At 71.5% G+C, this 19,438-nt stretch carries 16 protein-coding genes and 2 pseudogenes; 6 read left to right on the forward strand and 12 right to left on the reverse strand.

The genetic code is table 11. The annotated features are described in order from the left end of the window. Window positions 1–39: 39 nt before the first annotated feature. From ACWPN7_RS01210 to ACWPN7_RS01240, 7 genes are all read right to left on the reverse strand, one after another. The gene (locus ACWPN7_RS01210; RefSeq protein ID WP_040134710.1) at window positions 40–840 is read right to left on the reverse strand and encodes a response regulator; all 801 of its coding nucleotides are present in this window, start codon (window positions 838–840) and stop codon (window positions 40–42) included. Further along, the gene (locus ACWPN7_RS01215) at window positions 837–1,937 is read right to left on the reverse strand and encodes a chemotaxis protein CheB (RefSeq protein ID WP_492273088.1); all 1,101 of its coding nucleotides are present in this window, start codon (window positions 1,935–1,937) and stop codon (window positions 837–839) included. Before ACWPN7_RS01215 ends, ACWPN7_RS01210 begins: the two co-directional genes overlap by 4 nt. Beyond that, a complete protein-coding gene (locus ACWPN7_RS01220; RefSeq protein WP_459197748.1) occupies window positions 1,934–4,180 on the reverse strand; it encodes a hybrid sensor histidine kinase/response regulator in 2,247 nt (748 codons plus the stop codon). The genes ACWPN7_RS01215 and ACWPN7_RS01220 overlap by 4 nt, the downstream gene beginning before the upstream one ends. Window positions 4,181–4,253: 73 nt before the next feature. Beyond that, on the reverse strand, window positions 4,254–5,930 hold the full coding sequence (locus ACWPN7_RS01225) for a methyl-accepting chemotaxis protein (protein WP_103040488.1): 1,677 nt from the start codon (window positions 5,928–5,930) through the stop codon (window positions 4,254–4,256). Beyond that, window positions 5,927–6,553, reverse strand: coding sequence for a chemotaxis protein CheW (locus ACWPN7_RS01230; protein WP_103040489.1), 627 nt, complete (start codon window positions 6,551–6,553; stop codon window positions 5,927–5,929). Before ACWPN7_RS01230 ends, ACWPN7_RS01225 begins: the two co-directional genes overlap by 4 nt. After that, window positions 6,553–8,019 (reverse strand): CheR family methyltransferase, encoded by a 1,467-nt coding sequence (locus ACWPN7_RS01235; protein WP_456511855.1) that lies wholly within the window; start codon window positions 8,017–8,019, stop codon window positions 6,553–6,555. The genes ACWPN7_RS01230 and ACWPN7_RS01235 overlap by 1 nt, the downstream gene beginning before the upstream one ends. After that, window positions 8,016–8,579: a chemotaxis protein CheW gene (locus ACWPN7_RS01240; RefSeq protein ID WP_051658318.1), complete on the reverse strand. Its 564-nt coding sequence runs from the start codon at window positions 8,577–8,579 to the stop codon at window positions 8,016–8,018. The genes ACWPN7_RS01235 and ACWPN7_RS01240 overlap by 4 nt, the downstream gene beginning before the upstream one ends. A 310-nt stretch (window positions 8,580–8,889) precedes the next feature. On the opposite strand from ACWPN7_RS01240, the pseudogene panD reads away from it, so the two are divergent. The 3 genes and pseudogenes from panD to ACWPN7_RS01255 form a co-directional block, all read left to right on the forward strand. Beyond that, window positions 8,890–9,288, forward strand: a pseudogene (gene panD, locus ACWPN7_RS01245) (aspartate 1-decarboxylase); the annotation flags it as partial. 217 nt (window positions 9,289–9,505) lie between these two features. Then, complete coding sequence (locus ACWPN7_RS01250) at window positions 9,506–9,742, forward strand: hypothetical protein (RefSeq protein ID WP_454017347.1); 237 nt, start codon at window positions 9,506–9,508, stop codon at window positions 9,740–9,742. A gap of 70 nt (window positions 9,743–9,812) precedes the next feature. Then, window positions 9,813–10,391, forward strand: coding sequence for a hypothetical protein (locus ACWPN7_RS01255; RefSeq protein ID WP_459197749.1), 579 nt, complete (start codon window positions 9,813–9,815; stop codon window positions 10,389–10,391). Here ACWPN7_RS01255 and ACWPN7_RS01260 read toward each other — a convergent pair. The 4 genes and pseudogenes from ACWPN7_RS01260 to dacB form a co-directional block, all read right to left on the reverse strand. Further along, the gene (locus ACWPN7_RS01260; RefSeq protein ID WP_200776771.1) at window positions 10,346–11,371 is read right to left on the reverse strand and encodes an endonuclease/exonuclease/phosphatase family protein; all 1,026 of its coding nucleotides are present in this window, start codon (window positions 11,369–11,371) and stop codon (window positions 10,346–10,348) included. The genes ACWPN7_RS01255 and ACWPN7_RS01260 overlap by 46 nt on opposite strands. 274 nt (window positions 11,372–11,645) lie before the next feature. Further along, a pseudogene (locus ACWPN7_RS01265) lies at window positions 11,646–12,188 on the reverse strand (class I SAM-dependent methyltransferase); the annotation flags it as partial. Between the two features lie 5 nt (window positions 12,189–12,193). Continuing rightward, on the reverse strand, window positions 12,194–12,826 hold the full coding sequence (locus tag ACWPN7_RS01270; protein WP_040134693.1) for a chemotaxis protein: 633 nt from the start codon (window positions 12,824–12,826) through the stop codon (window positions 12,194–12,196). Between the two features lie 236 nt (window positions 12,827–13,062). Beyond that, window positions 13,063–14,529, reverse strand: a complete 1,467-nt coding sequence (dacB, locus tag ACWPN7_RS01275; protein ID WP_459197751.1) for a D-alanyl-D-alanine carboxypeptidase/D-alanyl-D-alanine endopeptidase — start codon at window positions 14,527–14,529, stop codon at window positions 13,063–13,065. A 142-nt stretch (window positions 14,530–14,671) separates the two neighbouring features. Between dacB and ACWPN7_RS01280 the strand changes: the two genes are divergently transcribed. Beyond that, window positions 14,672–16,546 carry an FHA domain-containing protein gene (locus ACWPN7_RS01280; RefSeq protein ID WP_459197752.1) on the forward strand — a complete coding sequence of 625 codons (1,875 nt, stop codon included), beginning with the start codon at window positions 14,672–14,674 and terminating at the stop codon, window positions 16,544–16,546. On the opposite strand, the gene ACWPN7_RS01285 is transcribed toward ACWPN7_RS01280, so the two are convergent. Beyond that, on the reverse strand, window positions 16,536–17,249 hold the full coding sequence (locus ACWPN7_RS01285; RefSeq protein ID WP_459197753.1) for a 4'-phosphopantetheinyl transferase family protein: 714 nt from the start codon (window positions 17,247–17,249) through the stop codon (window positions 16,536–16,538). The genes ACWPN7_RS01280 and ACWPN7_RS01285 overlap by 11 nt on opposite strands. Window positions 17,250–17,345: 96 nt before the next feature. Between ACWPN7_RS01285 and ACWPN7_RS01290 the strand changes: the two genes are divergently transcribed. Together ACWPN7_RS01290 and ACWPN7_RS01295 are read left to right on the forward strand one after the other, a co-directional pair. Beyond that, a complete protein-coding gene (locus ACWPN7_RS01290) occupies window positions 17,346–18,329 on the forward strand; it encodes a phosphoribosylaminoimidazolesuccinocarboxamide synthase (protein WP_459197754.1) in 984 nt (327 codons plus the stop codon). After that, on the forward strand, window positions 18,329–19,273 hold the full coding sequence (locus ACWPN7_RS01295; protein ID WP_200774887.1) for a D-2-hydroxyacid dehydrogenase family protein: 945 nt from the start codon (window positions 18,329–18,331) through the stop codon (window positions 19,271–19,273). The genes ACWPN7_RS01290 and ACWPN7_RS01295 overlap by 1 nt, the downstream gene beginning before the upstream one ends. Window positions 19,274–19,438: the final 165 nt, after the last annotated feature.

Consider the following 19,438-nt stretch of genomic DNA (forward strand, 5'->3'; position numbering starts at 1 on the left):
GCACTGGGGATGAAAGCGCCTGAAAGCCCTATACGCCTTCTATGCGGAAGGCATTGGGGGCGAGAGGCGGGCGAGGTGGTCCTCCACCATGTATTTCCGGCGGAGCAGGGCCATCAGACGGATCTTCAGGATGTCCATCGGCTGCGACTTGCCCACGAAGTCGTCGGCGCCGGCGGTCAGGCTGGCGGTCAGGCGGTCGTCGCCCTCCTGGCTGGTCAGGATGACGATCTGGAAGAACAGGCCGCGGCGCCGACGGAAACGGTCGAACCGCTCGCACAGCTGGGTGCCGCTGGTGCCGGGCATCACGAGGTCGAGGATCACGCAGTCCAGCCCCCCGTCCTCCAGCGCCGCCACCGCCTCGTCGGCGTTGCGCGCGGCGACGACGTGGCAGCCGTCCTCCTCCAGCTCGGCGCGCAGGAACTCACGGTAGGTCGCGCTGTCGTCGACCACCAGGATGCGCGCCCGCTGCAGGATGTCGGACACCGTCGGCGGCGCGTTGCGCCGGTCGAGCAGCGCCATGGCCTGCTGAACCACGCCCTGGGAATCCGCGGGATCCACCCATTGCACGTCGGCGGGAGCCCCGGCCTCCGCCGCCCGCTCCGCCGAACCCAGCAGCATGGCGGGGGCCGGGCAGCGCCGCCGCAGCTCCGTCAGGGTGCGGGCGGCCTCGCCGTCGGCCTCCACCATCAGCAGGTCGAAGGGGCGGCGCGCCAGCTCGGCGACCGCGGGTTCCACCGTTTCGACGCAGCTCGCCTCGATGCCCTGCTCCTCCAGCATCAGCTTCAGGAGAAGTCCCTGCGTCTGCGAGGCGATGACGATCAGCGCCCTGGGTCCACTCATGAGGGCTCCACTCCCGTCGAAACCAGTTCCAGCAAACGGGCCGCCACCTTGTCGATGGGCAGCTCCTCGGTAACGCCTCCCAGCCGGACCGCGGTCCCCGGCATGCTGTGGATGACCGCGGTGGAGGCGTGCTCCGCGATGGTGTAGGCGCCCGCCCGGCGCATGTCGGTGAGGCCGCGCGCCCCGTCCTCCCCCATGCCGGTCAGCAGCACGCCGATGGCGGCGGCGCCGAAGGCCGAGGCCAGGGAGGAGAACAGCACGTCCCCGGACGGCCTCTGGCCGCAGACCGGATCGCCGTGGACCAGCCGCATCCCGCCGGGCTCGGCGGTCAGATGAAGCTCCCCGGGGGCGACGTAGACGTGGCCGGGCCGGTGCGGCGCGTCGGAGGCCAGCGCCACCGGCAGCGGCGTGACCGACCCCAGCCAGGAGGCGAAGCCGGCCACGAAGGGCGCGCCGATGTGCTGCACCACGAAGACGGGCAGGGGGAAGTTGGTCGGCAGCCCGCGCAACAGCTTCACCAGAGCCGCCGGTCCGCCCGTCGAGGCGGCGATTCCCAACGCGCGGAACTGCCGCTTCGCCGTGGACGGCGGCAGGGGCGGTGGTGGCGGGACGGCGGCACCCTTGCCGCGGCCACCGTTGCCGGGGAACTCCTCATCGCCGTTGCGCGGGCGCCCGCGCTGCCGGATCACCTTCACCTGGCTCATGATGGTGAGCTGGGTGCAGAGATGCCGGGCGACGGTCTGATAGTCGGCGCGGGCCATGCTGCCCGGCTTCTCCACCACCGCGAGCGCCCCGGCCTGCAGCGCCCGCATGGGGATGTCCAGGTCGCGCACGTCGGAGGCGACGACGACGATGGGCACGGGATGGTCGCGCATCAGCCGTTGCGTCACGGCGAAGCCGTCGATGCCCGGCAGGCGGATGTCCAGCGACACCACGTCCGGCCGCAGCGAGTCGACCATGCGCAGCGCCTGCTCGCCGGACGCGGCGATGCCGGCCAGCTCCAGCCGCGGGTCCTCGCCGATGACGTGGGCGAGCAACTGCTGGACGACCGGCGAGTCCTCGACCACCAGGACGCGGATCTTGCGGGCGCCGCTCACAGCAGCCGCCGGATGCCGGCCAGAAGCTCGTTCTGGTCGAAACGGGTCTTGACGATGTAGGCGTCGGCGCCGAGGTCCAGCCCGCGCTCGCGGTCCTCGTCGCTGGCGCGCGAGGTGACCAGGATCACCGGCAGATCGGAGGTCATGGGGTTGCCCTTGACGGCCTGGAGCAGGGCGAACCCGTCCATCCTCGGCATCTCCACGTCGCTGATGATCAGGTTCACATCCTCCAGCTCGCCGAGCGTTTCGACCGCCTCGCGCCCATCCACGCACAGCGTGACCCGGTAACCATGGGCCTCCAGGATACTCTTTTCCAGGGTTCGCGTGGTGATGGAGTCGTCCACAACCAAAATGTGCGGCCGCCGCCGCGCCGACTCGTCCACCGGACGGACCAGCGGCGGCAGGGCCATGCCGGGGCGCGGCGACAGGGCGGCGGGATTCAGCACCAGGGCCGGCGATCCGTCGTCCATCAGCACGGTGCCGAGGAAGCGGGCGGCGTCGATTCCCATCTCCTCCGCCGGGGTGACCACCGAGTCGCGGGTGGCCATCAGCGCGTCCACGACCAGCGCGACCCGCCGCCCGGCGGTGCGCAGGATGACGAGCGCCAGCGGCGCCCCGTTGCCCTGCGGCATGGCGCCGTCGTAGCCGAGCAGGGCGGCCAGCGGCGTCACCGGAACGTCCTCCTCCTCCAGCCGGATGGTCGGGGCGGCGAGGTCGGTGAACAGCGTGTCCGCCGGGACGCGCAGCACGCGCGCCACGTCGTTGCTGGGAATCGCCAGGATGTCGTCCTGGACGGCGACGAAGACCAGCCGCTGGCTGAGCAGGCTGAGCGGCACCTCCACCGTGACGACGGTCCCGCCGCCCTCGCGTGCGGCCAGCGTCACCGAGCCCTGGAGCCGGGTGACCTCCCGCCGCACGATGGCGAGGCCCATGCCGCGCCCGGCGTATTCGTTCGCGGTGGGGGCGGTGGAGAAGCCCGGCTCGAAGATCAGGTCGAGCAGCCGCTCCTCGGACGCCGACTCCGCCTCGTCGGCGCCCAGCAGGCCGCGCTCGACGGCGTGGCGGGCGATGGCCTCGCGGTTCGGGCCGCGCCCGTCGTCCTCGACGCGCAGGACGAGGCGGCGCCCGACCACTGAGGCTTCGAAGCGGACGGTCGCCGCGGCGCGCTTGCCCGCGACCACCCGCTCCTGCGGGGTTTCGACGCCGTGGCTGACGGCGTTGCGCGCGATGTGCAGCACCGGGTCCTTCAGCCGTTGCAGGACCACCCGGTCGGCCTGGGTCTCCAGCCCGCGGATGTCCGCCTCGACCTCCTTGCCCTGGGCGCGGCTGATGTCGCGGATCATGCGGCCGAGGTTGCTGAACTGCGATTCCGCCGGCAGCATGCGGAGCTGCCGCACCTCGTCCTGGAAGCCGCTGCCCCAGCGGCGCAGTGACCAGAGATGGCGGTCATGGGCGCGGTGCGCCGCGTCCAGCGAGGCGCCGAGCGCGCGGAAGCGCCGCTCGAAGGAGGACAGGCGCAAGGCCGTCTCGTCGCCCGCGAAGCTGATGCCGGCGGCCCCCGTGGCGTCGTGGGAGCCGCCGCGGAGCAGGCGGGGCCGCATGGCGTGCCAGCTCCGCTCCAGGGCGCGCCATTCGCTGCGCAGCTCGCGCAGCTCGGCGACCAGGGCGGACTGGTTCTCGATCTCCGGCAGGAGGCCGGCGGCGGCGGTGAACAGCCGCTCCAGCCCGGCGCTGCGGATGCGGACCAACGCCGCGCTTTCGCGGCCATCGACGGAGCGGGCCGGGCGCGGCGCGGCGGCCGGAGGAGCGGTTCCCGCCTCCGCGGCGGCGGGGCGGCGCTGGACCGGTTCCGGCCCGCCGCCCTCGCCGCCCATGCGGGTCAGCTCGGCCAGCACCTCGGCGATGTCCACCTCGCCGCCGCCGCGGGTCGCCCAGGCGACGACGTCCTCGATGGCGTCCAGCGCGCGGCGCACCACGTCGCGGGCCGCCGCGTCGAAGGGCACCGTGCCGCGCTGGATGGCGATGAAGGCGGCCTCCAGCCAGTGGGACAGCCGCTCGACCTCCGGCAGGTCCACGGCGCGGGCGGCGCCCTTCAGGCTGTGGGCGCGGCGGTGGATCTCCACCAGATCGGGGTGGTGCGCCGGGTCCTTCTCCACCGCGCGCAGGGACTCGCGGATGGCCGCGAGGTGCTCCTTGTGCTCCAGGTCGAAGGCGGCGAGCAGGCGCGTGCGGATGTCGTTCATGCCGCCCGCACCTTCCGTTCGTCCTTGTCCGTGCCCCCGTCGCGGCCCATGCCGCCGCGTGCCGTCGCCATGATCACACGCGGTAGTTCCGCACGGCCTCGACCAGACCCTGGCCGAGATCGTTGAGGTTGGTGGCGGCCCCTTCGAGCTGGCGGGTGCCGGCGGCGGTCTGGCTGCTCGCCTCGCGGATGTTCTGGAGCGCCTGGATCACCTGCTCCAGGCCGATCTGCTGCTGGTTGGTGCCGGCGACGATCTGCTGGAAGGCGAGCACGCTCTCCTGCACGCTCTCGGCGAGGTCGCGGATGGTCGACTGGGTGGCGTCGGTCTGCCGCTTGCCGGCGCCGACGCGCTTGACCGCCTCCTCCGTCAGCATGACCGAGGCGTTGATGCCGTGCTGGATCTCGCTGAGGTTGGAGCGCACCTGTGCGGTGGCCTCCTTCGACTGGTCGGCGAGGCTCTTGATCTCGCTCGCCACCACGGCGAAGGTCCGGCCGTGCTCCCCGGCGGCGGCGGCCTCGATGGCGGCGTTGAGGGCCAGCAGGTGGCAGCGCTCGGCGATGTCGTTGACGGTCAGGATGATCTCGCCGATCGCCTGGGTGCGCTCCGACAGGATGACGATGTTCTCGGCGACGGCCTCCGCCTGCTCGCGAATGGCGTCCATCGCCTGGTTGGTGTCCTCCACCGCCTTCAGGCCGGTCTCGGAGTTGGAGGCGGCGACCTGGGCGTTCTGCGCCACATCCTGGGCGCGGCGGTTGATCTGCGCGCCGGATTCGGTGATTTCGCTGAGCGTCGCCGTCGTCTCCTCCACGGCGGCGAGCTGCTGGGCGACGCTGGCCGCCTGCTGCTGGGTCGAGGCGCGGATCTGCGCGGTCGCGGCGTGCATGCTCTCGGCCGTGGCGCGGGTGGTCTTGGCCATGCTGCGCAGGTTGCCGGTCATCTCGTTGAGGTGGGTGCCCAGCTCGGCCAGCTCGTCGTCGCCGGGCACGACCACCGTCTTGGTCAGGTCGCCCCTGCCCACCTGGGTGACGTAGCCGATGGCGGTGCCGAGCCGCTTGGTGACCGAGCTGCCGATCAGGATGGCGATGGCGACGGCCAGGGCCACCACGATGATCAGTGCCAGGATCGAGGAGCGCACCGCGTCGTCGTAGAGGTTGCGGATGTTCTGGCGCCCGGCCTCCGACAGGCGGCTGATGTCGCTGTGCAGGCTGGCAAGCTGGCTCGCCATGGCCACCCGCATCTCCTCCACCCGCGTCAGCCGCGCCAGCGCCTCCGGTTCGGTCCCGGCGGCCACACGCTCCATCAGCGTGTTGGCTTCCTCCAGCATGCGCCGCGAATGCTGGTCGAAGCTGTTGATCTGGGCAACCAGCTCGCCCCAGATGCGGCGGCGGTCCTCCGTGGTGCCGTCCTCGGCCCGCTCGCCGGCGATCCGCTTGAGCTTGTTGATCTGCTCGAACATCACCGCCGAACCGTCATGATAGCGCCGGCGCAGCTGCGTGATGTCCGGCACGCCACCCTGGATCTGGGCCAGCGCCGCGGCATGGGTCGCCGCCTCGCGGTAGCTGCGCAGGTTGCTTTCGGTCACCTCGATCTCGCGCACCGCCTCCGACACCTGGATGTCGTAGGTGGCGATGCCCATCATGACCTTCATGCCGTCCGCGAACCGCATCATCTGGAACGCCGCCAGCAGCCCGGTCAGCAGGCAGACGACCCCGAAGCTGAGCATCAGCTTGTGCTTGACCTTCAGTTTCATTCTTCTTTCATGCTCCTCAGCGTCTCCAGGATCGCCGGCACATCCAGCACGGCGACGCGGCCCCGGGTGATGGCGGTGACGAAGGACCCGGCTTCCGGCGGTGCCTTCGCGTCAGTCCCATCCAGTTCCATCACCGTGTCCACGGTGCGCAGGCGCAGCGCCACCGGACGCTCCCCGCCGCGCAGCACGACGGCGAAGCCGCCGCCCGCGGGAACGGCGTTGCGCCCGCACAGCCGGTCCACGTCGAACAGGCGCATCACCCGCCCGTCGATGGCGATCAGCCCCAGCAGTTCGGGCGGCGCGTGGGGCACGCGGGCCACCCGCGGCAGCGGAACGATGCGGGACAGGTGACGCAGGTCCAGCCCGTACGACCCGTCGGCGCCGCGCCCGACCAGCAGGGCGATCGGCGCCTCGGCCTCCGCCGCGGCATTGGCCTCGTCGGCGGAGGGGACGAGCGCCAGATCCTCGGCGCGGCGGCGCAGCAGCGCGTCGGCCCAGGCGCCGCCCGGCGCCGCGGCCTCCGCCGTATCCCGGCCCTGACGGGCCAGGCGCGCGCGGACGGCGTCCCAGTCGATGGCGTCTTTCACATCGGCCGCCTCTCCGGCTCCGGTCCGGTCGTCCATCACGGCTCCTCACCCGAGAACCAGAGGTCGATCATGCTGCGCAGCTCGGCCACGGTCAGGCCGCCGCCCTCGGCCACCAGCTCCGTCGCGTCGTGGGCAGCGACGGTGGCGCGGGCGTTGCGGAAGTGGCGTTGCGCCGGGGCCAGCTTGCCGCGCCGCCAGTAGGCCAGCGCCAAGTGGTAGTCGGCCAGCGCGAAGTCGGAATCCAGATACAGCGCCCGCTTGAAGGCGGCGATCGGGTCGCCGACGCCCAGCTCCTCCTCCAGCAGTCCCAGCCGGAAATGCACCACGGGGTCGAGGCGGTTGCGCTCGGCCAGGGCGATGCAGGCGTCCAGCGCCGCCGCCCGGTCGCCGTCGGCCACGGCAGGGTTGCCGGCTGGGGACGACGCCGGCGGCTGCGGGGCGGGAAGGGGGGCCGGTGTCGGCTTCGCCGTCGTGGCGCGCAGCCGCGCCGCGGAGTCCGTCGCCGTGCTCCGCTTCTTCGCGGGCTTCGGCTCCCCGGACTTCGGCTCGGCAGGGGGCTTCGGCTCGGCGGCGGACGGCGGTTCGGTAGGGGTGGGAGGTATGAAGGCGGGCTGCGCCGCCATGGGAGCCGCCGCGGGGGCGCAGCCGGGGCGCGGCTTGCGGTAGATGGTGGCGCCCGGCACCGGCACGGGGGTGAACAGGCTGTTGACCTGCTGTCCCGTCTCGGCATGGCCGACCACCAGCCAGCCGTTGGGGACCAGCACCTCGTGCAGGTTGTCCAGCAGGCGGGTGCGCGTCGGCTCGTCGAAATAGATCATGACGTTGCGGCACAGCACGACGTCCAGCGCGCCCAGGCCCCGCGGGTAGTTGGGCAGCGGCCCGTCCACGAGGTTGAAGACCGAGAAGCTCGTCCATTCGCGGAAGCGCGGCTTGACCGCCCACAGGTCGCCCTGCCGGTCGAAGCATTCCGAAAGGACCGCCGGGTCGAGCCCGCGCACCGCCCAGTTCCCGTAGACGCCGCGCCGCGCCGTTTCGATGAAGCTGGCGTTCAGGTCGGTGCCGACGATGCTGACCTGCCAGTCGCGGAGCTGGTCGGCGAAATGCCGCTTCAGCAGGATTTCCAGCGTGTAGGCCTCCGGCCCGATCGAGCAGCCGGCGCTCCAGATGCGCAGCAGGCGGCTCTCCCGGTTGCGGCGCAGGCATTCCGGGATGGCGACGGCGCACAGCGCCTCGAACTGCTCGGCGTAGCGGAAGAAGAAGGTCTCGCCGACCGTCAGCTCGTTGATGAGCGCCTGATACTCCGGCCCGGTCGGTCCCTCCCCGGCGAGCTGCGCCAGATAGGCGGCGAGGCCGAGGGTCGGCTTGTCCGACAGGCGGCGGTTGATGCGCTCCGCCAGGGCGGCGTCCTTGTCGGCGTAGTAGGCGAGCCCGGTCGCTCCGATGACGGCGGCCTTGATCCGGGGAAAGACGGGATCGCGCAGGATGGCGTCGATGCGGTTCATCGGGCCTCCTGGCCAATCTCGGAATTGCCGGTTTCGGAATCGGGGGCGCCGAGCCTGGCCAGACGCTCGTCGGCCATGGCCTGGAAGGCGGCGAGCAGCCGGCCCTCCGCCTCGGTCAGCAGACGGGTGGGATCGATCACCGTGGCCGTTCCGCCATCATGGGGCCCGCCGTGGGGACCATGATGGGGGATGGTCGCCACGGCGCAGCCGTTGAAGGACAGGCCAGGGTCGGCCGCCGTCCGCTCCGCGTCGGGGACGGGCAGGATGTTGAACACCCGGTCGGCCAGCAGGGCCAGCGGACGGCCGTCCCAGTCGGTCAGGAACAGCGGCGCGTACAGCTCCGGCGGCGCGGCGTCGAAGCCGAACAGCAGGTCGAGCCGCAGGACCGGGACGGCGCGGCCCTGGTAGCGGAACAGCCCGGCGACCACGGCGGGCGCCGCCGGCGGGCGGTCGAGCCGGGGCAGCGGCAGGAACCGGCGCACGGAGTCCGCCGGCAGGGCCAAGGTCCTGCCGGAGACGGAAAAGATTACGTACCGTGTCGCGGATGCCGTCGCAGCCATCGCGGGCGCACACCTTCCTGATTCGGTTGTCGGCCGAAGCCGGTTGCCGGGTCCGAGACGCGCAGCCGGACCCTGTATCCTATTGTTGGGTGACGCCTTGTTGGGTGACGCCGGGGGGCTTGAAACCGGCGCAGAACATGCCGCATCGCACCCGGGATGGAAATACCACCAAAGGCAAAAGCCTCAGCCCAAGGTAGCGGTATGACACCGGTCATACCGTGGGCGCCGGAACGCTTGCTGTTTTCGCAGTTGCGGTTACAAACATCCCCGGCCGCCGTCCGGCCCGCGGCCACCGACCGGGAGGGGCTTCATGATCAAGGTTGTTCGAGCGAAACTTCACTGCCTGCGCGTCACCGACGCCAACCTGAACTATCAGGGGTCGATCACCCTTGATCCGGAGCATTGCGAGGCGGTCGGGATCTACCCGCTGGAGTTCGTGGAGATCTGGAACAAGAATTCCGGCGCGCGGATCAGCACCTACGTGATCTATGGCGAGCGCGGTTCGCGCTGCTGCGTGCTCAACGGCTCGGCGGCGCGGAGCTGCCAGCCGGGGGACGAGGTCATCATCGCCGCCTCCTGGTACTGCCAGCCGACCGAACTGGCGACGCTGCGGCCGCGGGTGCTGACCTTCAACGCCGACAACAGCATCGACCGTTCGCTGACCTACGACGTGACGGCGCTGGACGGCGGACGGTTCGATTTCGCGATTCGCGAGGGCGCCTTTCTGGAGCCAGAACCGGCCTGACCCGCCGGCTCCGACCTCCCGCAAACAAAAGAAGCGAGTCTGAGCGAGTCCACGCGCTAAGCGAGCGGTTGGGCGACTTGCGCGTGTCTTGCGAGGGACAGGCCGTGAGTCCCACTTGAACGCGCGGCAATTTTTGCCTACTCTACCTGGGTGGGAGTGCGGACAGCGAGGAGTGCGTGTCATGGGCGTCAGCGGCATAGGGGGCTATCAGCAGCAACCTTTCACGACACCGTTGAGCAGCGGGCCGGCGGCCCTGCAGCAGACACGGGGAACCGACGCGAACCAGCAGGCCCAGAAGGCCGAAGAGGATCGCCGTCAGCAGGCCCAGGACCAGCAGGCGCAGCAGAGCCAGCAAGCCCTGGCGTCGGGCGGCAACACCACCCCGACCCGCGGACAGAACCTCAACATCACGGTCTGATCGCGCGTCGTCCAATCGGGGCCCGCCCGGCTGGTCCGGGGCCGGGCCCGCAGGGGAAAGGCGGCCAGCCATGGACATCCGAAGCGTTTCCGGCATCCAGGCGAACCGGCCGACTCCGGCATCGGCGGTCCCGACGCCGTCATCCGTGGCCGATGCCGCGGCACCGACTTCCCAAACCGCGTCCAGCGTTGCGGACCAATCCGCCCCGGCGGCGTCCCCGTCCGATCCCGTGGTGGTGGCCGGCGGCTACATCAGCCCGGTCCTGCGCTACGACCAGGGCGCCCGGCTGGCCGTCATCTATTTCCGCGACCGCTCGTCGGGCGAAACCCAGAACCAGATCCCGGCGCAACAGGTGGTGGAGGAATACCGCCGCACCGCCAGCCGCCTCGGCGTCGCGAGCGATGCGGCGGCGGAAGGCCACGACACCGGCAAAGGGACCGCGCCATCCGGCGGTACCGCCACGCCGGGCGGAGCCGGACGGAGTGTCGGATCGGGATACGGCACTATCCCGTCGGGCGGCGCCCCGTCCACCGGACCATTGCCCGCGGCGGGTGGCGGTCCGACGGGAACCGCCCCGGCCGTCGTTCCCCGTGCCGCGGGGTCCTACGGCGCCGGTTCGCCGGGGGCCATCGTCTCCGTCACCGTCTGATCCGGCAGCTCGAAGCGGGCGACCAGCGGTGCATGGTAGCTTTCCGGGGAATGGCTGACCGTGGCGTGCGCGACCAGCTCGTCGCCCAGGGCCTCGTTGTGGATTTCGGCGGAGCGGAACCAGCCCAGCAGGGCGCGCGACACCAGCAGATGGTCGAGCATCACCGCGTCGCCGCCGTGCAGCACGGTGAAGCGCCGCTCCTCGGGGACGGAGCGCTCCAGCGGCACGAGCGACCGCCCGGCGAGATGGCCGTTGCCGGTCTCGTCCAGGTCGGCGCGGATGATGCGGACGGGGGTCTGCTCGATCTCGGCGTTGAGGTCGCCGGCGACCAGGATCAGCGCCTGCGGGTCGGCGTCGAACACCCGCTCCACCGCCAGCCGGGCCTCTAGCGCCTGCCCGGCCCGCTTGATCGAGGCGAGATAGAAGCCCTCCGCCCAGCCGCCGACGCTCTTCCAGGTGGAGGCGTTCTTCTTCTGCCCCGGCACCGGCGCGGCGATGGGCGCGCGCAGATGCAGGTTGAAGACGTGCAGCCGCCGCCCGCCGGGCAGCTCGATCTCGCCGTGCAGCACCGGGCGGTCCCAGGTCACGGCGTCGCCGCCGGGCTGGGCCGGGTCGGCGGTGACCATGCGGACCTGCGGGGACGGCACCAGATCGTGCCGGTACTGCCGCGCCGCCAGGATCGGCCAGCGGCTGACCAGCACGAGGTTGTGGCGGTCGGCCAACTTGGTCCCCTCGCTGCCGGAAGTCCGGTGGAAATCGGCGTAGGGGCCGCCCTCCAGCAGCCGGTTCAGCGCGCGCAGGGTCCGCGGCTCTCCCTTTGCTGCGCGCTGGCCGTTGACCTCCTGAAGACACAGAATGTCGGCGTCCAGCCGCTCCAGCTGCGGGCGCAGGACGGCGGCGCGCTCCTCGAAGGAGAGGTCGCCGGTGTCGTCCAGGCTTTCCAGGTTGAAGGTGGCGATGCGGATGCTGCTGCGGCTCATGCCCCCCCCCGGACGCCCGGCCCGCCGCGGCGCGCGGGCGCGCCAGGAACAGGTGGTTGCGGTTGATGCGCCGCCGCCGCCGCCGGTGCGCGCTCAGCATCGCCGTGGAGGAGACGAGCGTGGCGTCCAGCCCGGCCTCGGCCATGCGCTGGGGGGTATCCGTACCATAAATCCGGTAGTGATAGGGATGGCCGAAGGCGGCCAGCCGCTTGGCCGGCGTGTCCATCGCCGGGTCCTCCCGCGTCGGCCCCTTGGGGTCGTAGGGGAACAGCAGGACGGCGCGGCCCGAGGGCTTCAGCACACGGGCGATCTCGCGCAGGGCGGCGCGGTCGTCGGGGACATGCTCCAGCACGTGGCTGGACAGCACGAGATCGAAACGGCCGTCCGGGAAGGGCAGGTCGGTCAGGTCGGCCTGCACGTCGGCGGCCGGGTTGAAGCGGTCCAGCGTGACGTAGCGCCGGCCGTGCCGCGCCCGCAGCAGCGGTTCCAGGCAGGGTTCGGGAGCGGTGTGCAGGATGCGCAGCGACCGCCGCAGCACGTCCGTCCGCTCCGCCAGGAAGCTCCACAGGAAGCGGTGGCGCTCCAGCGACCCGCAATCCGGGCAGCGGGCGTTGCGCCGCCCGCCCAGGCCGAAGGGCAGGAAACGCGCCGCCTCCCGCCCGCAGAGCGGGCAGAGCAGGGGGCCGGCGGCGGGGATCAGGCCGCGGGCGCCCTCGTAGCGCGGACGCTCGTACAGCGACTCCCGCCGGTAGACGGCGGCCTCGTCGAGATTCTGGTCCGCGATCGCGGGCAGCAGGCGGGACAATCCATGGAGCATGGGGATCAGAACAGTTCCACGTCGCCATCGATCCCGGTCTTGCGCAGCCGGTCCATGAAGGAGGTCTCGGACCGCGCGATGTCGCGCACCGTCTCCTCCCCGATCAGGCGGCGCTGGGTGCGGCCCGAGGTGGGGTAGAAGCGCACCGCGCGGGCCGTCGTGCCGCCGACGTCCCAGCTCATCGTCGGGATGCCTTCGGCCGCCAGATACTCCATGACGAACTCGACGTTGCGCTGGCCGATGCCGGAGCTGCGCGGCGCGCCGTTCACGCTGGCCCCGCCGAAGATCTTGGCGCGCAGCCGGTCGCGCCGCCCGGTCGCCGCCAGCAGCCGGTTGATGAGCTGTTCCATGGCCGCGCTGCCGTAGCGGGAGGAGATGGACAGCCGGTCGCCGTTGTGGTCGGGCAGCAGGAAGTGGTTCATCCCGCCGATCGCCGCGACGGGATCGAAGAGGCAGGCGGCGATGCAGGAGCCCAGCGTGGTGGTGATGACGACGTTCGGGTCGTCGCTGACCACGCAGCCACCGACCACGATGTTGACCACCTCCGCGCCCAATTGCCGGTCGTGGTAGCGGTTGGCCGCGATGTCCGGTGTGTCGGAACCCTGCTGGAGTCGGCGTGCGCGCGGGGTGATCGGCATCCAGAACCTCGGTGGGACATTCGGTCGCAGTGTACAACCGACCGTCGCCCTTCGCCAAGCGTCACGGTTGCGGGCGCGATTGCCCCCTCTCCCGCCCCGGGAGAGGGAAGGGGCCCACGCCGCAGGCGTGGGAAGGGTGAGGGTGCCACCAAGGATCATGCTTCAATCCTCGCACGACCCTCACCCGCCCGCTTTCGCGGGCACCCTCTCCCGGGGCGGGAGAGGGGGGAAGACCCTCACAAACCGGCGATCCACAACTCCAGCAGGTCGGCTTGGAGCTTGCGGGCGCGGGCCAGCCAGGCGCGGGCCTCCGGCGGAATTTCGGCGATGCGGCGGTCCATCGCCCGGTCCATGGCGGCGCGCTGCGCCTCGTCGGTGACGAAGAAGGCGAAGCCGAGCGTGCGCCCGCCCGCCGTCTTCAGCGTTCCGGCCAGCGCCTTGGCGTAGGCCAGCGTCCCCGACTTGGCGCGCACGCCGGGGGGCAGGACCTTGCCCTCGTCCTCGCCGGGCAGAAGGGCCAGAACCGCCGGGCCGGCGCCCTGGATCAGCGCCATGGTCTGGGCCGGGGTGATGCGCGATGCGGCGCTGAGCCCCGAATGGTTGAGCAGCCGCAGCCCCGTCCAGTCGGTGCGCGGGGCCGCCAGCATGGCCGGCGCGGTCAGCACCGCCGCCGACTCTGGCAGCGTCTGCACCGCCGGGTCCAGCCGCCGGGCGGCGGCCAGCCCGATCAGTTCCGCCGACAGGTTGTTGGAGTAGCGCAGGACCTGCCGGGCCAGGACCTCCAGCGGCTCGCTGCGGTGCAGGGCGGCGAGCGTGGCGGTCGGCGGCACGGCGCCGGGGACCGGCGCGGGCAGGGCGATCCCCGCCTCCGCGGCCAGCCGGCGGAACACGTGGGCCGCCGCCAGACCGGGGCGGGTGACCGGAAGCCACAGGCTGGCCGCCATGCCCGGCTGCGGGGCGAAGCGCCAGCGCTCGCCCCCAGGCTCCCCATTGGCCGGTTCGCCATCCATGGCGATGAGCGGGGTGAAGGCGGCCCCGGCCCCGGCGCCGAGCTGCACCGTCACGCTGTCCAGCGGCACGCGCCCCGTGTCGGACACCGACCACGCGCTGACCCGCACCGGCTGCCCGGCGGCGGCGGGGCGCGCCCAGTCGAAGCGGAAGCGGTTGAAGTTGAGCGACAGCGCCCCGACCCCGGTGTTGTAGCCGGCGGTCCAGGGTTGCCCGGCGTCGATCTCCGCCATCTCGGGCAGGGCGGAGGTGTCGTAGAGGAAGCGCCCGGTCACCCGCGTGACGCCCAGCGCGCCGAGGTCGCGCAACAGCTCCGTCAGCCCCTCGCTGGACAGCGACGGATCGCCGCCACCCTTCAGGATCAGGTCGCCGTCCAGAACGCCATCTCCCAGCCGCCCCGTGATGTGCAGCGTGGTCTCAAACCGGTGGTCCGGCCCCAGCACCGCCAGGGCGGCGGCCATCGCTGGCAGCTTGGCGACCGAGGCGGGGGCGAAGGGCTTGGCTGGCTGCCGTTCCGCCAGGACGGCGCCGCTGTCCGGATCGAACAGCACGTAGCCGACGTCATCGGCGGAAAAGCCGTTGCGGGCGATCGCCGCCCAGTCGTCCGGACCGGTGGCGGAATAGGGGGACGCGCAGGCCGACACCGCGGTGACGCAGGCCAGCAGGAGCAGGATGGAGAAGGTCGGAATCCGCATGGTGGGCAGTCTAGCGCAAAGCCCCCGGCCGCATCTGCGTCAATCCGGGGAGGGTCCGGAATCTTGATGCGCGGACAGTCCGCTTCCCCTACCATAATGCCCGGAAACGACGCCAAACCCTTGGGAAAGAGCTGAAAAGCCCATGATGTCACGGCGCCGGAGCGTCACGTTCGAAGTGGTCGTCGAGCAGGGCGGCAAACCCAACATCGACGGCGTCTTTCCCGACGAGGCCGCGGCGCGGGAGCGCGCGGCCTATCTGCTTCGTCTCGCGAAATTTCCGGTTGTCCGAATTTTAAAAGTGAACCAGGCGGGCAAGGAAGAGGTCATCTTCCAGAAGTCCACCTCTGGTGGTGGGAAGCCGACCACCATCTCCCCCATCGACGAGACCGACGTCGGCCCCGCCAATCTCTGCACCGACGCGCTCCAGCTCTTCTCCTACGAGAGCCGGATGCTGCTGCTGCGCCTGCTGCGCGGCTATTGGGACGATCAGGCGGTGATCCCGGCCGAGCAGCTCCACCGCTACTACCCGCTGCGCTATTTCGAGCGGGAGGCCCTGCTGTTCAACCCGGCGGTCAGCCGGCTCGCCACCCTTCAGGCGCCCTTGCTGGGCGTGAAGCCGTTCGACCGCCACGACCAGCTCATGCGGATGTTCACCCGGCTGAAGGAGATGGCGCAGGCGTCGGACACGCTGGCGCCCTTCGACGCGGCGCTGGCCCGCGGCGGGGTGGGCGGCCTGCTGGCGGCGGCGGCGGAGCGCCCGCCGGAGGAGCGCGACCGGCTGGTCACCCACGCCTTCGCCGCGGTGCTGGAGCCCTGCCGCGACTGGCCCGGCAAGGTCAAGGCGCTGCTGCGCTTCCACCGCGAGGACGGGGAGGAGGAGGCGAACCGCCGCCTGCTCGACCAGATGCTGGCGGAAACGGTGGACGGGCGGGAGCCGGTGCGCGCGCTGATCGGCTACGCCCCCGACCTGGGGGGGGCGCTGCAAAGCCTGATCGCGGCGGTGCACGGCGACCTCGACGACCGGCTGCCCCACACCGACGAGCTGCTGGCCCTGTCCAACGCGCTGGGCGGCGGCGGTTTCGAGGAGACGCGGCGGGCGCTGCTGCGCCGCATTCAGGGCGGTGTGGCTGGCCTGACCCCGCTGACCCGCACCGGCTCCGCCGCGGAGGGCAAGGCCTTCGGCATGATCGTCGACCGGCTGACCAACTTCGACGGCTTCCTGGGCGGCGCCGGCATGGCGGAGGCGCTGACCCGGCGCGCCAAGACGGTGTGGAGTTCCGGCGGGCAGGACGCGCCCTTCGACACGGCGGTGCAGCGTCTGGCCACCCGCCTGCCGGCGCCGGCCCAGCGCATCGGCTATCTGCTGGACCTCGCCACCAGCCCCTTCGGGCGCAACAAGCTCAGCGTCCTGATCCGGCAGGTCGCCACCGAGTTCGAGAGCATCACCTCCGCCCGCGAGCTGGTCGCCCCCGGCGTCAGCACGGACGACGTGCGCAGTGGGCTGGGCCGCCGCCTGCGCGCCGCCGGCATTCCCCGCGCGCTGGCCGAGGGGCTGATCGCCAAGATCGCCGCGATTCCGGACGCCGAACGGTCGCTCGGCATCCCCCTGCTGGCCGCTCCGGCGGTCGATGCCGTGACACGGGCGACCGAGGAGACGATTCTGATCGACGCCCCGCGGGCGGCGGAGCGGCTGGTCCTGTTCTGGCGCGGCCAGACCCGGGCGATCCCGGAGGACGGAACCCAGCTCGTCATCGGGCGGTCGTCGCAGTGCCAGTTCGTCCTCGACATCGCCTCGGCCTCGCGGCGGCACGCCGCGGTGTCGCGCCAGGACGGCGTCTTCGTGGTGGAGGATCTCAGCCGCAACGGCACCCAGATCGCCGTTCCGGGCGTGGCGGAGCCGCGGCGGCTGAAGGCCGGCGAACCGCTGCCGCTCCCGCCGCGCGGCGAGATCGTCATCGGCTCCACGGAGCTGGGCGAGGAGCCGGCGCGCATCGCCTGGGAAATCGTCAAGCGCTGAACGTTTCATCCAGCGGGCGGAACACGGGGCGCCAGCCGTCGCCGCGCACCGCCAGCGCGCCGACCAGCCCCGGCGCCGGGCGCAGGTCGAACAGCGACCAGTCCGTGGCATCCCCGGCCTCCAGCGCGCCGTCCAGGCTGAGCAGGCGGGCGGGGCGGCCCGGCGTCAACTCCACCGCGAAGCGGTCGAGTGGCGTGGACAGCCCCTGGCCGGTCGCCTTGATGAAGGCCTCCTTGCGGGTCCAGCCGTTGAGGAACGCCTCGTCCCGCAGCGCGTCGGGCAGGGCGGCGAAGGCGTCGCGCTCCTCCGGCGCGAAGAAGCGTTCGGCGATTCCGGTGGCGTCCGGCAGGCGGCGCAGCCGTTCGACGTCCACGCCCAGCTCCACCGTCGCACAGGGGGCGATGGCGATCAGCACATGATCCTTGCAGTCGGCGAGGTTGAAAGCCGGGCCGCCGGGCAGGGAGGGCTTGCCCATCGGCCCGTAGGCGAAGGCCAGACTCGCCGGGTCGCGGCCCGTCACCCGCCCGAGCAGATGGCGCAGCAGACCGCGCCGCAGCGCGCAGCGGGTGCGCAGCTCCTCCGTCGCGAAACGGGCGGTCCGCGCCGCCTCGTCGGGGGACAGCAGGGCGCGGAACGCCTCCAGCCGGTGCGCCAGCCCGCGCAGGTCGGCATAACAGAGTTGAATTTCTTCCGTTTTCCGCATCGGATGTCCCCATTCCCCGGATTCGGGACTATAACCGCGCTGGCCCCGCGCGGCGATTGCGCTATCATGCGCCTCCCTTTTGCCGGATCTGGAACCATGGTCGATACCGCTCAGCTTGCTCCGCATCTGTCCAACGTCGTCAAGGACGCCGCCATTCCCGAGCTGCCCAACCACTACCGGGGCAAGGTGCGCGAGAATTACGACCTTCCCGACGGGCGGCGCGTCATCATCGCCACCGACCGGCTGTCGGCCTTCGACATCATCCTGACCGCCATCCCCTTCAAGGGGCAGGTGCTGACCCAGATTGCCCGCTACTGGTTCGAGGCGACGAAGGACCTCTGCCCGAACCATGTCCTGGAATACCCGGACCCCAACGTGGTGGTCGCCAAGCGGCTGACCATCATGCCGGTGGAGATCGTGGTCCGCGACTATCTGGCCGGCACCACCGGCACCTCGCTGTGGACGATGTACAAGAAGGGCCGGCGCGAGATGTACGGCCACGTCTTCCCCGACGGGCTGCGCGAGAACCAGAAGCTGCCGGAAACGATCATCACCCCGACCACCAAGGCGTTCGACGCCGGCCATGACGAGGAGCTGACCGCCGCCCAGATCGTGGAGCGCGGGCTGCTGACCCAGGCCCAGTGGGACGAGGTGACGGAGAAGGCGCTGGCCCTGTTCGCCCGCGGGCGCGAGATCGCGGCGGCGCGCGGCCTGATCCTGGTCGACACCAAGTACGAGTTCGGCTTCGACGAGGCCGGCAACATCATCCTGGCCGACGAGATCCACACGCCGGACAGCAGCCGCTACTGGTTCGCCGCCAGCTATCCGGAGCGGTACGAGGCCGGGCAGCGCCCGGAGAGCTTCGACAAAGACTTCGTGCGGAGCTGGGTCACCCAGCGCTGCGACCCCTACAAGGACGCCATCCCGGAAATCCCGGCGGAGGTCGTGCTTGAGGCCGCCCGCATCTACATCGAGGCGTTCGAGACCATCACCGGCCAGACCTTCCAGATTCCGACAGAAGTCACGCCGGCGGTGGAGCGCATCCGGGCCAACCTGGCGCCGTACGTCGCGAAGCCGTGATGAAGATCGCCATCCTCGACGATTACCAGAACGTCGCGCGCGATCTGGCGGAGTGGCATCGCCTGCCCAACGGCAGCGCGCTGACGGTCTTCGAACGGCCGATCCCGGCGGAGGAGGTGGCGGGCACGCTGGCTCCCTACAGCGTTCTGGTGATCATGCGGGAACGCACGCCGTTCCCCGCGTCGCTGATCGACGCGCTGCCGAACCTGCGGCTTCTCGTCACCACGGGCGGGCGCAACAACGCCATCGACCTGGAGGCCTGCAAGGCCCGCGGCATCACCGTCTGCGGGACCGGCATGGTCGGCACCCCGACGGCGGAGCTGACCTGGGGCCTGATCCTGGCGCTGGTCAAGCGCATCCCGCAGGAGGAGCGCGGCCTGCGCGCCGGGCGCTGGCAGGCAGGCCTGACGCAGGGGCTGGCCGGCAAACGCCTCGGCCTCGTCGGGCTGGGCAAGCTGGGCACCCAGGTGGCGCGGGTCGGTCAGGCATTCGGGATGGAGGTCGCGGCCTGGAGCCCCAACCTGACCGACGAGCGGGCCGCCGCCGCGGGTGTCGCCCGGCTGGACAAGCACGACCTGTTCGCCACCTCCGACATCGTCAGCGTCCATCTGGTGCTGGGCGAGCGGACGCGCGGCGTGGTCGGGGCGGACGACATCGACGCGATGAAGCCCTCGGCCTTCTTCGTGAACACGTCGCGGGCCGGTCTGGTGGACGGGGAGGCCCTGCTGGCGGCCCTGCACGAGCATCGCATCGCGGGCGCCGGTCTGGACGTCTTCCCCGTGGAGCCGTTGCCGGTGGACAGCCCCTGGCTGGAGGCGCCGAACACGGTGCTGACGCCGCATCTGGGCTATGTCACCCGCGAGAACTACGAGGTCTTCTACCGCGACGCGCTGGACGACATCCTCGCCTGGCACGCCGGCGAGCCGGTGCGGATGCTCGCGTAAGGACGGGATGGTGCTGCCCTGCCCTTTCCCCATGGCGCGGGGAAGGGCGGGGCGTCCCGCATGGGCGCAAGCCCTTGATAATTTTCAGGCTTCCGTGTCTTTCCCGGATCGCCCTTCCAGGCGGTGCCGCCTCGCATCGCCCGTCCGCTTTTTCGCCCCCGCAGC

Source organism: Azospirillum sp. UENF 312511, assembly GCF_058780635.1.

Bases quoted from the DNA above. Each gene is read 5' to 3' on its own strand.
- ACWPN7_RS01255 (WP_459197749.1), top strand. From the start codon at position 9,813: ATGGACATCCGAAGCGTTTCCGGCATCCAGGCGAACCGGCCGACTCCG.
- ACWPN7_RS01270 (WP_040134693.1), bottom strand. From the start codon at position 12,826: ATGCCGATCACCCCGCGCGCACGCCGACTCCAGCAGGGTTCCGACACA.
- ACWPN7_RS01295 (WP_200774887.1), top strand. From the start codon at position 18,329: ATGAAGATCGCCATCCTCGACGATTACCAGAACGTCGCGCGCGATCTG.
- dacB (WP_459197751.1), bottom strand. From the start codon at position 14,529: ATGCGGATTCCGACCTTCTCCATCCTGCTCCTGCTGGCCTGCGTCACC.
- ACWPN7_RS01290 (WP_459197754.1), top strand. From the start codon at position 17,346: ATGGTCGATACCGCTCAGCTTGCTCCGCATCTGTCCAACGTCGTCAAG.
- ACWPN7_RS01220 (WP_459197748.1), bottom strand. From the start codon at position 4,180: ATGAACGACATCCGCACGCGCCTGCTCGCCGCCTTCGACCTGGAGCAC.
- ACWPN7_RS01240 (WP_051658318.1), bottom strand. From the start codon at position 8,579: ATGGCTGCGACGGCATCCGCGACACGGTACGTAATCTTTTCCGTCTCC.
- ACWPN7_RS01230 (WP_103040489.1), bottom strand. From the start codon at position 6,553: ATGGACGACCGGACCGGAGCCGGAGAGGCGGCCGATGTGAAAGACGCC.
- ACWPN7_RS01210 (WP_040134710.1), bottom strand. From the start codon at position 840: ATGAGTGGACCCAGGGCGCTGATCGTCATCGCCTCGCAGACGCAGGGA.
- ACWPN7_RS01250 (WP_454017347.1), top strand. From the start codon at position 9,506: ATGGGCGTCAGCGGCATAGGGGGCTATCAGCAGCAACCTTTCACGACA.
- ACWPN7_RS01260 (WP_200776771.1), bottom strand. From the start codon at position 11,371: ATGAGCCGCAGCAGCATCCGCATCGCCACCTTCAACCTGGAAAGCCTG.
- ACWPN7_RS01285 (WP_459197753.1), bottom strand. From the start codon at position 17,249: ATGCGGAAAACGGAAGAAATTCAACTCTGTTATGCCGACCTGCGCGGG.
- ACWPN7_RS01225 (WP_103040488.1), bottom strand. From the start codon at position 5,930: ATGAAACTGAAGGTCAAGCACAAGCTGATGCTCAGCTTCGGGGTCGTC.
- ACWPN7_RS01235 (WP_456511855.1), bottom strand. From the start codon at position 8,019: ATGAACCGCATCGACGCCATCCTGCGCGATCCCGTCTTTCCCCGGATC.
- ACWPN7_RS01280 (WP_459197752.1), top strand. From the start codon at position 14,672: ATGATGTCACGGCGCCGGAGCGTCACGTTCGAAGTGGTCGTCGAGCAG.